The sequence below is a fragment of the Kribbella sp. NPDC048837 genome (genome assembly GCF_055586945.1).
The window spans coordinates 308,480-322,247 of record NZ_JBVJHF010000005.1; the positions used below are offsets into that span (position 1 = coordinate 308,480).

Genomic DNA, 13,768 nt, shown 5'->3' on the forward strand with positions numbered 1-13,768 from the left:
CTACTCCGCCTGGCAGTTCACCTTGCAGAGCTTGTCGGTCAGGGTGAGGTTGGCGCCGGGTTCATCGGTGTCGACCTCGGCCGAGAACTCGACCAGCCAGTCGCCGGCGGTCATCTGGCCCGTGGTCTGACCCTTCTGCTGGTCGAACCAGGCGGCGATCTCCGCGCCCTGGTTGATGTGGGCCAGCTCGAGGACCTGCGGCAGCACCTTGGAGATCTCGGCCGACGAGGTCTCGACCGGCCCGGCCGCGTGCACCGACACCACCGGGGGACGTGGGTGCGAGCCGGTGAGGAGCCCGACCGACGCGGCCCCCGACGTACAGGTGACGTACGCGACGTCCGGGACGCATTTGTAGCCGGCGCCGGTGAAGGCTGCGACCACCTGGGTGGTGTTGATGGTCGACAGCACGGTCGGCGTCGGACTGGCCGTCGACGCCTGGGTCTCGGCCGGTTTCTCGTCGTTGGGTTTCTCGCCCCCGGACGAGGAGCACGCGGTCAGGAGCAGCAGGGCAGCCAGGGCGGTGGCGACCCGCTTCAGACCGGCACCTCGATCGCCGCGTCGAGGGCGATGGTGATCATCTCGGAGAACGTCGTCTGCCGTTCCTCCGCGCTGGTCACCTCGTGCGTGATCAGGTGGTCCGACACCGTCATGATGCCGAGCGCCCGGCGGCCGAACTTCGCCGCCAGCGTGTAGAGCGCCGCGGCCTCCATCTCGATGCCGAGGACGCCGTACTCCGCGGTCCGCGAGACCAGGTCCGGACGGTCGTTGTAGAACAGGTCGCCGGAGAACACCTGGCCGACGTGCACGTTCAGTCCGGCCGCCTCGGCCGCGTCCACGGCGGCGCGGAGCAGCTGGTAGTCCGCGGTCGGCGCGTAGTCGATGCCGTGGAAGCGCAGCCGGTTCATCTGCGAGTCGGTGCTCGCGGACATCGCCACGATCACGTCGCGGACCCGGACCGCCTCGGTCAGCGCGCCGCAGGTGCCCACCCGGATCAGGGTCTGGACGTCGTACTCCTCGAACAGCTCGTTCGCGTAGATGGAGGCGGACGCCTGGCCCATGCCGGAGCCCTGCACGGAGATCCGCTCACCCTTGTAGGTGCCGGTGAACCCGAACATGTTCCGGATCTCGGTGTAGCAGACCACGTCCGACAGGTAGGTCTCGGCGATCCACTTGGCCCGCAGTGGGTCTCCGGGGAACAGCACGCGCGGTGCGATCTGCCCCTTCTCGGCGGCGATGTGAATACTCATGCGGGGATGCTCTCACGCGGCCGGGATATGTTGAGTCATGTGGCCTACTCCATCGCTCCAGCTTCCCTAGCGCTGTCCCGGTCCGTTCTGGATCGGGCCGCCGACCGCCGACGTGACGAAGAGTGGCTGGCCAAGGCCTGGGCCGCGCCCGACACGCAGGTGGTCGTGGTGTCCGAGGACAAGCTGCGGCTGATCCCCGACCGGACCGCACTGCTCTTCGTGCCGCCCGCCGACGCGCCCGAGGGCGTCCGGGTCTTCCTGGGCATCGACCGCGACTCCGGCGCCGGCCAGACCGCGGACGGCCGCGCGGTGTTCGCCGTACTGGTCGGCAGCGAGGCCGACGAGTCGTATGGCGGCCTGCGTGAGATCGGCGCGGTCCTGGACGACCGGGAGGCGGGCATCGCGGTCAACGTGATCGGACTGTCCAACTGGCACGCCGTCCACACGCACTGCGCCAACTGTGGTGCGCACACCGAGGTCATCGAGGCCGGGCATGTCCGGCAGTGCCCGGTGTGCGGCCGCTCGCACTTCCCGCGCAGCGATCCGGCGATCATCGTGCTCGTCACCGACGACCAGGACCGCGCACTGCTCGGCCGCAACGAGGCGTGGCCGGAAGGGCGGTACTCGACGCTGGCCGGCTTCGTCGAGCCCGGCGAGTCGCTCGAGGCCGCCGTACGGCGTGAGGTCCTGGAGGAGACCGGTGTGGTCGTCGGACCCGAGATCGAGTACGCCGGCAGCCAGCCGTGGCCACTGCCGTCCAGCCTGATGCTCGGCTTCTACGCCAAGGCGTCGGCCTTCGACATCGAGGTGGACGCCGACGAGATCGCCGAGGCCAAGTGGTTCACCCGGGAGGACCTTCGTGCGCTGGTCGAAGCCGGCACGATGGCCCTCCCCGGCAACATCTCCATCTCCCGCCGCCTGATCGAAGGCTGGTACGGCGAGGAGCTCACCGGAAGCTGGTGATCACCGGCCCACGTCCGATCGGGCGGCGGCGACGCGGATCAGGATCCCCTCCCAGCGCTCCACCGTGCCGTCGGACTCGAGCTGCCTGAGCTTCTTGTCCACGGCGACGACGTAGGCGGCATGGCTCGGCCAGTCCGCCTTCGCATCGGGCAGGACATCGGTCAGTGTGCAGCCATAGCTGACGAAGCGGTTCTGCACGTGGCTGTTGATGTTCCCGGTCCACACTGCGGCCCGGATGTCGGACTGCGGACAGGTGTCGGCCGGTGGGGTGTACGAGCCCAGGTTGGTCGGGCTGGTGTAGCCGTCCGGCCGCAGCAGTGTGTAGTACGTGCCGTCCGGCGTCTGGGTGAGCCGGTTGAGGCCGTGGTCGCGCAGGATCGTCGACTCGCCGCTGAGGATGTCCAGGACGAACAGTCGACCGCCGGTGACGCCGTACAGGTAGCCGTCGCGCCAGGACAGCGCTCCGTCGTTGGCACCGGTGACTCCGCTGAACACCGGGAGCTGACGGATCACCTGGCCGGTGGACGGCTTGACCACGAACACGATCCCGTCCGCCAGGCCCCACAGGTTGCCGTCCGGTCCGGCGATCAGTTCGTTGATGCTGGCCGCGCCGGGCACCGGCACGATGTCGGACAGCACCTGGCCGGTCGACGGGTCGACCTTGATCAGGTGGGCCTCGGTGGCCTTGGGCACGGTGCCCTGGCCGCCTTCGATGCCGGAGCCCGCCCACACGTCCGCGCCGATCGGCAGGACGGACGCGATCGTCTGGTCGGCGACCAGGTTGCGGTAGACGGTGTAGGCACCGGTCGGGACATCGAGCACGGTCAGTGCACCGCCGTACTCGCCGTACGCCGGAGTGGTTCCGACGTACACACGGTTGCCCGCCGGTACGACGGACACCGGCCGGTTCTGGTGGTAGCTGTCGACCAGGCTGAACAGTTCCTTCGGATTGGTCGGGCTGTCCGGGGCGGTCGGGTCCCAGAGGGACAGGCGGCCGTACGGGTAGATGCCGACGTACAGCTTGCCGTTGCCGTCCCAGTTCCAGCCCTCGACCTGTCCCTGCCGGGTGGTGATCGTGGTCTTGCCGGTGGCTGGGTCGAAGATGCCGGTGGACCCGTTCAGGTAGACGTTGACGAACACCTTGCCGGTACTGGGATCGGCGAGCTCGTGCATGAGCGGCGACGGCACGTACTGGAACGGTGAGCTCCACTGTGCGAGCGTCCCGTCCGCCGGGTTGTACCGGAACGTTCCACCGGAGTAGTTGCCGGCCAGGCCGTACAGCACCGGTACGCCGTTCTCGGTCACCCAGCCGTACCCGATCGAGGCGCCACGCGTCACCGTCCGCGGCGGTGAGACCGGACCGACGGTGTTGGTGTCGAGGTCGTAGTGCGTGAGGGACAGCGTGTTGTTGGTGAAGTACACGCCACCCGGACCGGCGGCGGAGACGCCGCGGGCGGCGATCGGGTAGTCCATCACCTGCGTACCGGTGGCGGAGTCGGTGAACTTGACCTGCTCACCGGTGACCGCGTCGACCACGACCAGCCGGCCACTGGCGTTGGCGAAGACCTTTCCGCCGGCGTAGTCCAGGTCGATGAAGTCCTTCGCGGTGGTGCCCGGGGGAGTGATGTCCTCGACCGCCTTGGTCGCCACGTCGATGCGCAGGAGCCTCGCGTTCGGTGTGGAGACGCCGACGAACAGCTTGTTGTGATCCGGGTCGTAGACCGTCGACCGCGCGTACTGCTGCACCGGGTCGAGGGAGCCGTAGTCGGTGACCTGTCCGTTCGACGGGTCGTACTTGAAGGCGTGAGCCGTCGGATAGGTCCCGGCGTACACGTTGCCGTTCCGGTCGGCGGTCAGGCCGTAGATCTGGGACTCGCCCGGAATCGGCTGACCCAGGTCGGTCACCGTGCCGGTGGCGGGGCTGTAGCGGTAGAGGTGCGCGTTCGGGTAGGTGCCGAGGTAGACGCTGCCGTCCGGTGCCACGACGATCGCCCATCCGCCCGCGGCGCCCGGCAGCGGCGTCGCGCTGATCAGCTGGCGGGTGTGCAGGTCCACCACGTTGAGACGGGCGTTCTCACCGGCGGGTACGGCGTACACGACGTCGCGTCCGTCGGGCAGCCGGCCGACCGCGCCCTCCATGACGGTCAGCGAACTGACCGGCGAACCGAGGTCGCGGATGACGTCGTCCGCCGGTCCGAACGGAGTGGTCGGCGGCTGGATCGGGCCGTTCTCCGACGGGAACGGGAAGGGTAGTTCTCCTGTCCCGGTCGGATCAGGCGGCCCGGCGGTCGCGCCCGGGCCGCCGCTGGCCAGGAGGCCCAGCGTGACGGTCAGGGTCGCGACGGCGCGTGCGAAGGCAAGGCGGAGTGGACGGCGCGGAATCATGGGCGGGCTCCCTGCGACGTTGTTCACAGGAAGGTATAACGGTCATGACCGTAATGTCCATAACTCAGGCGATATGACCCGCCCGGGTTCCGGAAAGATCAGGCGACGAGCTTCTCCGCGACCTGGGCCAGCGACGGGTTCGTCATCGCGGTGCCGTCGGGGAAGACCACGGTCGGCACGGTCTGGTTGCCGTTGTTGATCTTCTCGACCAGCTTCGCCGCGTCCGGCTGCTGCTCGATGTCGACCTCGGTGAACTCGATACCGGCCCGCTTCAGCTGACCCTTCAGGCGGTGGCAGTAACCGCACCAGGGCGTCGAGTACATGGTGAAAGCCGGCATCGGCTGACTCCTTGAGAGTGGGAGGGGTTTCTGTCGGGCGACCCGTCTAGGGTTGCCTTCGACATATCCGAACCTTGCCGCAGGTGGTGCTGTTCCCTGATGTCCCCGTCCGTGAGCGATCTCACACACTCCGCGTCCGCGGACGCCCTGCTCGAGGCGCTCGATCCGGAGCAGCGGGCGGTCGCGACGACCCTGCACGGGCCGGTCGTGGTGATGGCCGGAGCGGGGACGGGCAAGACGCGGGCCATCACCCACCGGATCGCGTACGGCGTCCGGACCGGGACCTTCGACCCGCTGCGGGTGCTGGCCGTGACGTTCACCCAGCGGGCGGCGGGTGAGATGCGTGGGCGGCTCGCGCAGCTCGGGGTCGAGGGCGTGCAGGCGCGCACCTTCCACTCGGCCGCGCTGCGCCAGGCGAGGTTCTTCTGGCCCAAGGTGTACGGCGGGGAGCTGCCACAGATCGCGGACCGCAAGTTCCCGCTGCTCACCGAGGCGGCGTCGCGCTGCCGGGTCCGGGTGGACACCCCCGCCCTGCGCGACCTGGCCGGCGAGGTCGAGTGGGCCAAGGTGAGCAACGTCCGGCCGGACGACTACGCGCGGCTGGCTCCGCGCGCGGGCCGGACCCTGGCGGCCTTCGACCCGGCCACGATCGCCCGGATCTTCGCGGCGTACGAGGACGTGAAGCTGGAGCGCGGGCGGATCGACCTGGAGGACGTGCTGCTCTGCGCGGTCGCGCTGCTCGCGGAGGACGAGCGGGTCGCGGCCGAGATCCGGCGGCAGTACCGGACCTTCGTCGTGGACGAGTACCAGGACGTCTCGCCGCTGCAGCAGAGTCTGCTCGACCTGTGGCTGGGTGGTCGCGAGGACGTGTGTGTGGTCGGTGACCCGGCGCAGACGATCTACTCGTGGGCGGGCGCCGAGCCGGAGAACCTGGTGCGCTTCGCGTCCCGGCACAAGTCGGCGACGCTGATCAAGCTGGTCCGGGACTACCGGTCCACCCCGCAGATCGTGGACGTCGCGAACAAGATCCTGGACGCGGCCGGTCCGTCGGGTCTGCCGGGACGCGTGACACTGCGGTCGCAGCGGGAGGCCGGTCCGTCGCCGGTCTACCGCGAGTACTCCGATGAGGTCGCGGAGGCGGACGCGGTGGCGCGGGCGGTCACCCGGCTCCAGGACGAGGGCGTCGCACTGCGGGACATCGCCGTACTGTTCCGGACCAACGCCCAGTCGGAGAACTTCGAGCAGGCGCTGGCCGAGCGGAAGATCCCGACCGTGCTGAAGGGGGCCGAGCGGTTCTTCGAGCGAGCCGAGATCCGGCAGGCCGCCGTACTGCTGCGGGGTCAGGCGAAGGCCGGGGACGTGTCGGACGACCTCGTCGAGGTGGTCACCGGGGTGCTCGGCGGGGCCGGGTGGACGCCCGAGCCGCCGACCGGGACGGGTGCGGTGCGGGATCGGTGGGAGTCGCTGAGCGCGCTGGTGACGATGACGTCCGACTTCGCCGCGGCCAATCCTTCGGCTCGGTTGGGCGACCTGATGACGGAGCTGGACCGGCGTGCGTCGATCCAGCACGCGCCGCTGGCCGAGGGGGTGACGCTGGCGACGCTGCACGCGGCCAAGGGGCTGGAGTGGGACTGTGTCTTCATCGTGGGCGCGCACGAGGGGACGCTGCCGATCAGCTACGCCCAGACGCCGGCGCAGGTGGAGGAGGAGCGGCGGCTGTTCTATGTCGGCGTCACGCGGGCGAAGCGGCAGCTCTTCGTCAGCTGGTCGACGTCACGCTCACCGGGCGGCCGTGGTCAGCGCGGGCCGACCCGGTTCCTCGACCCGATCGGCGTTCGTACGGCGCGCACCGAGTGGAACTCGTCGTCCGTCGGCTGGGAGCGCCCGTCCCCCGAGGCCCGCTCCAGCCGGTCCGGCCGGCCCATCCCCAAGTGCCGGGTCTGCGGCCGGGGCCTGCTCGACCCGGGCGCCCGGAAGCTCGGCCGCTGCGAGGACTGCCCGTCCACCATCGACCAGAAGCTGTACGACGCTCTGATCGCCTGGCGCACCGAGCAGGCCGAGACCGAGCGGATGCCCGCCTTCGTCATCCTCACCGACGCCACCCTGACCGCGATCGCCGAGACCCGGCCGACCGACGAGCAGTCCCTGCGCAAGATCCCCGGCATCGGCCACACCAAGCTGACCAAGTACGGCGAGCACATCCTCAACCTCTGCACCGCCTAGCGCGCTTCGCGTGCCGCCAGGTTCAAGCGTTGGCTGCGGCCGGGTTGCCCTTCCGGGCAGAAATCTGTTGCCAGGCACGGGGTTCGAGGCGCACTCTGGAGGACGTGCCGAGTTCTGCTCCTGGCAGACGTGGCATTTAGGTGACAGAGGCAACGATCCCGGAGCGTGCGGACGGCGTCCCGGAGCGTGCCGGAAGCCTGTCGCGGCAGCCAGATCCGGTCGCCGGGGCGGCAACTTCCGGCCAAGTTCGCAAACTGGCGATAAATAGTTTGCGGGCTCCGACTCCGGCGGCGTACTGTTCTTTCTGCGGTCGAAGCCTGGCCGAAAACTTCAAACCACCATAGCGATCGAGCTAACCGCCCGCTTCGCCACAACGAGAGGAGGTGCCCTGGAATGATCACCAACACGGTCAAGAAGCCGTTCAGCAACGCTGCCGCGCTGCCGTGCGCCCCGATTCAGGGTGCCTCGCCGCGTCTGCACGTCGCGACCGTTGTGCTCATGGCTTCCAGCGCTACCCCGTTCCGGGGCGGAGCTGTGGGCGATGTGAAGTACGGCGGTTCGGGTTCTCGAGCATGGAGTCCACCGGTCTGACAGTTGTCAGAGCCGGCACCTCCAAGGCCGCGGAACCCGAAAAGGGTCCCGCGGCCCTTTTGTTTGTCCCTGAATTTGGCAGCCGTCAACCGGCGGCAGTCACCGACGACAAGAGATCAGCAACCAAAAGTCACTGGGAGGTGACCGGAATGAGCGTTAGCTTCCTCGATGTCTTCACCGAGGTGGCAACGTCGCAGGACCTGCCCTGTCGGTCCTACGCGCCAGAACTCTTCTTCGCCGAATCGCCGGCGGACGTCGAGTACGCGAAGTCTCTCTGCACGACCTGCCCGCTGAAGGCCGAGTGCCTGGCCGGAGCGCTCGAGCGTTCCGAGCCGTGGGGAGTGTGGGGTGGCGAGCTGTTCGTCCAGGGTGTGGTGGTTCCGCGCAAGCGGCCCCGTGGGCGTCCCCGCAAGAGTGACACCGTAACCGCGGCCTGACGAAACCAATCCGAATCGAGACTCCGAACCATGACCAGCCAGATTTCGCACAGGAGAACTGAGATGCATTTACTTCACGAAGATCTCGCCCGTGCTCATTGTCGTAGCTCGTTGCACGACGCAGAGCAGAACCGGCGCTTCCGCCTCGCTCACCAGATCGAGAAGGCGCAGAAGCAGGCCGAGCGGGCCAGCCGGCGAGCGGAGAGGGCCAGCGCACGCGCGCGCCTCGCACTCGCCCGCCTGGTCTGATCAACCAGCCACACCGCCCGCCGGGACCGGTCCGCAAGGAGGACCACCCCGGCAGGCCAGCCTGACCAGCTGAACCACCGAGGGGCGGCACCCACCAGGGCGCCGCCCCTCGGCCACACCCAGCCGCCCTCACCCACGCCCCTCACCCACGCGCCCGGCCAGGCTCCTCGGCCAGGCTCCTCGGCCGCGCCGGGCCACGCTCCTCGGCCGCGCGACGTCGGCCACACCCCCGGGTCACGGCCCCTCATCAACGCGGCGCCGGCAACGCGCCGGCCCACGCGCCCGGCCGCGCCTCTCGGCCACGTCCCTCAGCCACGCACCGCCGGCCCACGCCCCCCGGCCAGGTCCCGGACACGCGCCCCCGGCCGCGCGGCCCCGGCCGCGCGGCCCCGGCCGCGCACCCCGGCACGCCCCTCGTGCCACCCCCGGTCACGCTCGTCTCAGCCACCACTCCTCGGCCACGCCCCCGGTCACGCGCCCCCGGCCGCGCACCTCGTGCCACGCACCCCGACCACGCTTGTCTCAGCCGAACTCCTCGGCCACGTCCTCAGCCACGCCCCTAGCCACGCGCGCCCCGCGGCCACCCACCCCGGCCGCGCCCCCGGCCACGCTCGTCTCAGTCGCGTTCCTGGAGCAGCGTCTGTTGCAGGCCGAGCAGGGTGATGCCGCTGACGATCTCGTGCCGGGCGATCATCCCCGGGATGTCGGCCAGCGGGATCCACTCGAGCCGGTCTGACTCGTTTCGCTCGGTCGGCTCACTGCCGTACGTCGCCGACACCGCGCGGAACACGTGATGCGTCGAGTCCATGATCCCGGCCCCCGGCTGCGAGCGGATCAGCTCGGTCAGCGGCCCGGCCCGCCACCCGGTCTCCTCCTCGAGCTCACGTGCGGCCGCCTCAGCCGGAGCCTCGCCGGCCTCGATGATGCCCATCGGCAGCTCCCAACCCCAGGTGTCGGTCAGGAACCGGTGCCGCCACATCAGCAGCACCCTCCCGTCGACGGTCACCACCGTGGCGGCGACGTCACTCAGCCGCACCGCGTGGTAGTCCACCCGGCGCCCGTCGGGCTGCTCGACGTCCAACCGCCGTACGCTCAACCACGGACTGGCCCAGACCTCTTCCTCCGCATGAACTTCCCAGCGCATGCTGGGGAGCATAGGGGCCCGGCGGGGGACCGGTGCCCGGGGAGGTGCAGACTGATGCGCATGGTGAGAGCGACCTGTGGGTTGTGTGGTCAACAGGCCGAGTCGGAGGACGTCCCGCTGACGTGGGCGACGTCGGTGGAGGACGGACGGAAGCTCCTGTACTGCGACCGATGCGCCCGGGAGAACGTCCGCAACATCGAAGGCAAACTAGACACCGTCTACTGGTAACCAGGCAAGCGAGCCTCAAAAGCACGCCGCCCCCGGAAAGGCCATCGCTCCGCGGCGGCAGTCCTGTTTGCCGCCTGCGGCGGCGTGCGCAGAGCCGGGTCGCGGATCGGCGTGGTTGGCATCGGGTGCTCTGGGGGCGAAGGGGTACGTCACGCGGTTGCAGCTTCGCGGCGGCTGCTTAGTTGGTCGCCCTGGGCGGTTGGCGCGGGGCTGGGTCATGGGTCGGCGTGGTGGCGTCGGTGCTCTGGGCGAGGGGGCAAGTGAGGCGGTCGCCGTTTCGTGGCTGCAGGATGTGGCCGCCTTCGGCGGCGGGCGCGGGGCCGGGGCGCGGGTCGGCGTGGTTGGCGTCAAGGGCTCTGGTGGACGCGGCTGCGGGTGGGAGGGCGGCGCTTCGGGGTAGCAGTCCTGGTAGCTGCCTCCAGTGGGCGCGAACTGGTGAGGGATGGGCGGGCGGGTCGGCAGTCCGGGTGCCGTGATCGTCGGGCTGGAGCGGCGCGGACGGGCTGTTGTGGCGGGCGGGTGTGGTCGACCCGTGCCCGGCGTGCGTCCGCTTCGAGGTACTCCCCGGCGGCGGCTCGCCCACGGACGGGTTCCCGGGCGGCGCCGTACCCCGCCGGGCCGACGCTCCGACGGATCTACCCGGGGGATGTCGAAATCGGGGGGAGCTGCCCGACGCAGGGGTGACGGGACTCCTGGGGAAGGGTTTGATGATGGCGTTCACCACCGAAGGTGGGGCTGTGGTTACCGGCCGGCGGCCGTGGGTTGCGCTGGGTGTGTTGTGTTTGGCGACGTTGCTGGTGTCGCTGGATTTGTTTGTGATGTTGCTGGCTGTGCCGGCGGTGACCGAGGCGCTGGGGGCTACGAGTAGTCAGCAGCTGTGGATTCTGGATGTCTACGGGTTCATGGTCGCGGGGCTGATGATCACGATGGGCAACCTGGGGGACCGGATCGGACGGCGGCGGCTGCTGTTGGTTGCGGCTGGTGTGTTCGGGGTGGCCTCGGTTGTGGCGGCGTACTCGGTCAGTCCGGGGATGCTGATCGGTGCCCGGGCGGTGCTGGGGATCGCGGGGGCCGCGATCGCGCCGTGCACGTTGTCGTTGATCTCGACGCTGTTCCCGGATGCGCGGCAGCGGGCGACGGCGCTGGGAGTGTGGGGCGGTTGCTTCACCGTCGGGGCGACCGTTGGCCCGATCGTGGGTGGCGTGCTGCTCAACCACTTCTGGTGGGGGTCGGCGTTCCTGATCGGCGTACCGGCGATGGTTGTGCTGCTGGTGGTCGGTCCGGTGCTGCTGCCGGAGTACCGGAACGAGCGGGCCGGGCGGATCGACGGACCTAGTGTGCTGTTGTCGCTGGTGGCCATCCTGCCGGCGATTCACGGGCTGAAGCACTTGGCGTCGCACGGTGCGGGGGTTCAGTCCGTCGGGGCGCTGCTGGTCGGTGGAGTGTTCGGCTGGGTCTTCGTCCGCCGTCAGCGTCGGCTGGCCGACCCGCTGGTCGACGTACGGCTGTTCACCCGGCGGACCTTCAGCGCGACGCTCGGCAGCATGATGTCGTACTCGATGCTGTCCGGCGGCGTCATGGTGTTCGTCGCGCAGTACTTCCAGCTCGTGCAAGGCATGACCCCGCTGGCCGCCGGGATCGCGCTGGTGCCGGGCATGATCACCTCGACCATCGCCTTCCAGGTGGCGCCGCGGTTGGCGCAGCGGATCCGGCCGGGCGTACTGATTCCCGCCGGCATCGCGTTCACGATTGTCGGGATGGCCGTGATGACGCAGGCGACATCGACCACCGTCCTGGTGCTCGCGTTCGCGGTCGAGTGCATCGGTGCCGCGCCGCTGGTGACGCTGGGGACGAACCTGGTGATCGGGTCGGTCCCGCCGGAGAAGGCCGGGACCGCCGGCGCGCTGACACAGACCGGCAACGAGTTCGGCTACGCGCTGGGCATCGCGATCCTGGGCAGCGTGGTCACCGCGGTGTACCGCAGCCAGATGGGCGGCCGCGGCGGCAACTCTCTCGGCGAGGCGATCACCCAAGGCGTCCCGGCCGACGTCCTCGCCCAGGCCCGCGAGGCCTTCACCAGCGGCTTCCACCTCGCCGCGGGCATCACCGCCGTGGCCCTGACCGCCATCGCGATCCTGCTGGCGGTCACCCTCCGCGCGACCCCGCCGCTCAGCCGGTAAAGCCGCCCAGTCGGTGAAACGGCTCAGTCGGTGAAACCGGGCAGGAACTCCTCCAGGACGGACCGGAACGGCGCTTCCGCCTCGAGCTGCGAGAGTACGGCGATGCCGCCGATCCACACGCGGTGGATCAGCAGGTACGACGGCGGGAGGTTGATCTTGAGCGCCATCGACGCGCTGGGGGAGCGGAAATCGCCCGTCCGGTTCGCCTGGGCCCGCATCCAGGCCCGGCTGAACTGGAACGTCTCGGCCCGGGCCGGCTCGGCGAACGGCGACAGGTAGTCCATCAGCTGGTGAGGGTCGATCTCCATCCGCGGCTTGATGAAGCCCTCCTCGCGCAGCCCGGCCAGCACGGCCGCGGCGTCGCCCTCGAGGGAGATCCGCAGCAGCCGCCCGATCGCGGGCGGCAGGCCGTCCGGCAGCCGGGCACACAGCCCGAAGTCGACCACGCCGAGCCGGCCGTCGGCCATCACCCGGAAGTTCCCCGGATGCGGGTCCGAGTGCAGCAGGCCGGCGTACTTCGGTCCGCTGAACATGAACCGGACGTACTTCAGCCCGATCTCGTCGCGCTCCTGCTTGGTGCCGTCGGTGATGAACGACGACAGCGGCCGGCCCTCGATCCACTCGGACACGATGACCGAGGGGGAGTGCTTGATGACGCGGGGCACGACGAACTCGTCGTGGTCCTTGAAGGCGTCGGCGTACTGCTGCTGGGCCTGCGCCTCGCGGTCGTAGTCGAGCTCCTCGCCGATCCGCTCCTGCAGTTCGGTGACGAGCGGCTTCATGTCCAGCCCGGGGACGAACGTCCCGAAGGTCCGGGCGAACCGGCCGAGCTGGCGCAGATCCGCGCGGAGGGCGTCGGCGGCGCCCGGGTACTGCAGCTTGATCGCGACCTCGCGGCCGTCCATCAGGACGCCGCGGTGCACCTGTCCGATCGACGCGGCCGCGGCCGGCAGGTCGTCGAACTCGGCGAACCGGTCCCGCCAGCGCTTGCCCAGCTCCCGGGACAGGATCGTGTGCACCGTCGAGGCCGGCATCGGCGGGGCGGAGTCCTGCAGCTTGGTCAGGGTGGCCCGGTACGGCGCCGCGAGCTCCTCCGGCATCGCGGACTCCATCAGGCTGAGCATCTGCCCGAACTTCATCGCGCCGCCCTTGAGCTCGCCGAGGACGGCGAACAACTGGTCGGCGGTCCGGCGCTGGAACTCGGCGAGCACGGTCTCGGCCGGAGCGCCGCCGATGCGCTTGCCCAGGCCGACCGTCGCCCGCCCGGCGGCACCGAGGGGCAGGCTGGCGAGTTTCGCGGTCCGGCTCAGCGCCTTACGAGGAAGGTCCGACACGTTCCCATTCTGTCCGGTCACCCAAGTGCCTGTCCGGCCGGGTCACCGGCGGGTCGGGTACGGCGTTCGCCGTACTGCGGCTGTGGACCACGGAGGGGCGGCGTCCGGCACGCGCAACGTGCCGGTCACCGCCCCTACGACTTGGTGCGTCAGGCCTTGCCGAGGATCCGGTTCAGGTTCGTACCGCACTCGGGGCACTTGGCCTTGGCCATGCGCGTGCCCTTGTCGTTGACCTTGACCTCGCCGTCGGCGGTGCGCTTGGCCTTGCACTTGACGCAGTAGAACTCGCCGCTCCAGGTCTCTGCCATGAGGGCCCTCTCCTTGCTCTGAATACCAGCCCGGGGTTCCGACCCCGCGGCCGTCGTGGATGCTAACGGCAGACCGTTCTGCCGTAGGCCGTTCGGCCCAGTCGGGATTCACCCTACGGCAGCCTGGCTCACGCTCAAGCG

General features: G+C 69.8%; 14 protein-coding genes. 7 read left to right on the forward strand and 7 right to left on the reverse strand.

The annotated features are described in order from the left end of the window. A complete protein-coding gene (locus tag ACZ6O0_RS24920; protein ID WP_465767371.1) occupies positions 1-408 on the reverse strand; it encodes a hypothetical protein in 408 nt (135 codons plus the stop codon). 125 nt (positions 409-533) lie between these two features. Continuing rightward, complete coding sequence (gene deoD / locus ACZ6O0_RS24925) at positions 534-1,247, reverse strand: purine-nucleoside phosphorylase (RefSeq protein ID WP_465767372.1); 714 nt, start codon at positions 1,245-1,247, stop codon at positions 534-536. Positions 1,248-1,286: 39 nt separating this feature from the next. On the opposite strand from deoD, the gene nudC reads away from it, so the two are divergent. Next, positions 1,287-2,210 (forward strand): NAD(+) diphosphatase, encoded by a 924-nt coding sequence (gene nudC, locus ACZ6O0_RS24930; protein ID WP_465767373.1) that lies wholly within the window; start codon positions 1,287-1,289, stop codon positions 2,208-2,210. Here the strand turns inward: nudC and ACZ6O0_RS24935 are convergent, their stop codons facing one another. Both ACZ6O0_RS24935 and ACZ6O0_RS24940 read right to left on the reverse strand, forming a co-directional pair. Further along, positions 2,211-4,595 (reverse strand): DUF6923 family protein, encoded by a 2,385-nt coding sequence (locus ACZ6O0_RS24935; RefSeq protein ID WP_465767374.1) that lies wholly within the window; start codon positions 4,593-4,595, stop codon positions 2,211-2,213. A 98-nt stretch (positions 4,596-4,693) separates the two neighbouring features. Beyond that, positions 4,694-4,933 (reverse strand): mycoredoxin, encoded by a 240-nt coding sequence (locus tag ACZ6O0_RS24940; protein ID WP_465767375.1) that lies wholly within the window; start codon positions 4,931-4,933, stop codon positions 4,694-4,696. A gap of 99 nt (positions 4,934-5,032) precedes the next feature. Between ACZ6O0_RS24940 and ACZ6O0_RS24945 the strand changes: the two genes are divergently transcribed. The 4 genes from ACZ6O0_RS24945 to ACZ6O0_RS24960 all read left to right on the forward strand — a co-directional run bounded on the left by ACZ6O0_RS24945 (position 5,033) and on the right by ACZ6O0_RS24960 (position 8,433). Then, positions 5,033-7,156, forward strand: a complete 2,124-nt coding sequence (locus ACZ6O0_RS24945; RefSeq protein WP_465767376.1) for an ATP-dependent DNA helicase UvrD2 — start codon at positions 5,033-5,035, stop codon at positions 7,154-7,156. Between the two features lie 393 nt (positions 7,157-7,549). Further along, complete coding sequence (locus ACZ6O0_RS24950; protein WP_465767377.1) at positions 7,550-7,747, forward strand: hypothetical protein; 198 nt, start codon at positions 7,550-7,552, stop codon at positions 7,745-7,747. Positions 7,748-7,896: 149 nt separating this feature from the next. Further along, positions 7,897-8,184, forward strand: a complete 288-nt coding sequence (locus ACZ6O0_RS24955) for a WhiB family transcriptional regulator (RefSeq protein WP_131285495.1) — start codon at positions 7,897-7,899, stop codon at positions 8,182-8,184. A 30-nt stretch (positions 8,185-8,214) separates the two neighbouring features. Continuing rightward, entirely contained in the window at positions 8,215-8,433 is a 219-nt protein-coding gene (locus tag ACZ6O0_RS24960) for a hypothetical protein (protein ID WP_465767378.1), read from the forward strand. A 616-nt stretch (positions 8,434-9,049) separates the two neighbouring features. Here the strand turns inward: ACZ6O0_RS24960 and ACZ6O0_RS24965 are convergent. Further along, positions 9,050-9,577, reverse strand: a complete 528-nt coding sequence (locus ACZ6O0_RS24965; protein ID WP_465767379.1) for an NUDIX domain-containing protein — start codon at positions 9,575-9,577, stop codon at positions 9,050-9,052. A 54-nt stretch (positions 9,578-9,631) separates the two neighbouring features. On the opposite strand from ACZ6O0_RS24965, the gene ACZ6O0_RS24970 reads away from it, so the two are divergent. Then, on the forward strand, positions 9,632-9,805 hold the full coding sequence (locus tag ACZ6O0_RS24970) for a hypothetical protein (protein WP_465767380.1): 174 nt from the start codon (positions 9,632-9,634) through the stop codon (positions 9,803-9,805). Between the two features lie 737 nt (positions 9,806-10,542). Further along, the gene (locus tag ACZ6O0_RS24975) at positions 10,543-11,985 is read left to right on the forward strand and encodes an MFS transporter (protein WP_465767381.1); all 1,443 of its coding nucleotides are present in this window, start codon (positions 10,543-10,545) and stop codon (positions 11,983-11,985) included. Positions 11,986-12,008: 23 nt separating this feature from the next. Here the strand turns inward: ACZ6O0_RS24975 and ACZ6O0_RS24980 are convergent, their stop codons facing one another. Both ACZ6O0_RS24980 and ACZ6O0_RS24985 read right to left on the reverse strand, forming a co-directional pair. Continuing rightward, entirely contained in the window at positions 12,009-13,319 is a 1,311-nt protein-coding gene (locus ACZ6O0_RS24980; protein WP_465767382.1) for an ABC1 kinase family protein, read from the reverse strand. A 149-nt stretch (positions 13,320-13,468) separates the two neighbouring features. Beyond that, complete coding sequence (locus ACZ6O0_RS24985; protein ID WP_012922897.1) at positions 13,469-13,627, reverse strand: DUF5679 domain-containing protein; 159 nt, start codon at positions 13,625-13,627, stop codon at positions 13,469-13,471. Positions 13,628-13,768 lie beyond the last annotated feature (141 nt).

Coding starts and splice junctions, on each gene's coding strand:
- deoD (WP_465767372.1), bottom strand. CDS start 1,247: ATGAGTATTCACATCGCCGCCGAGAAGGGGCAGATCGCACCGCGCGTG.
- ACZ6O0_RS24935 (WP_465767374.1), bottom strand. CDS start 4,595: ATGATTCCGCGCCGTCCACTCCGCCTTGCCTTCGCACGCGCCGTCGCG.
- ACZ6O0_RS24940 (WP_465767375.1), bottom strand. CDS start 4,933: ATGCCGGCTTTCACCATGTACTCGACGCCCTGGTGCGGTTACTGCCAC.
- ACZ6O0_RS24945 (WP_465767376.1), top strand. CDS start 5,033: ATGTCCCCGTCCGTGAGCGATCTCACACACTCCGCGTCCGCGGACGCC.
- ACZ6O0_RS24950 (WP_465767377.1), top strand. CDS start 7,550: ATGATCACCAACACGGTCAAGAAGCCGTTCAGCAACGCTGCCGCGCTG.
- ACZ6O0_RS24955 (WP_131285495.1), top strand. CDS start 7,897: ATGAGCGTTAGCTTCCTCGATGTCTTCACCGAGGTGGCAACGTCGCAG.
- ACZ6O0_RS24960 (WP_465767378.1), top strand. CDS start 8,215: ATGACCAGCCAGATTTCGCACAGGAGAACTGAGATGCATTTACTTCAC.
- ACZ6O0_RS24965 (WP_465767379.1), bottom strand. CDS start 9,577: ATGCGCTGGGAAGTTCATGCGGAGGAAGAGGTCTGGGCCAGTCCGTGG.
- ACZ6O0_RS24970 (WP_465767380.1), top strand. CDS start 9,632: ATGCGCATGGTGAGAGCGACCTGTGGGTTGTGTGGTCAACAGGCCGAG.
- ACZ6O0_RS24985 (WP_012922897.1), bottom strand. CDS start 13,627: ATGGCAGAGACCTGGAGCGGCGAGTTCTACTGCGTCAAGTGCAAGGCC.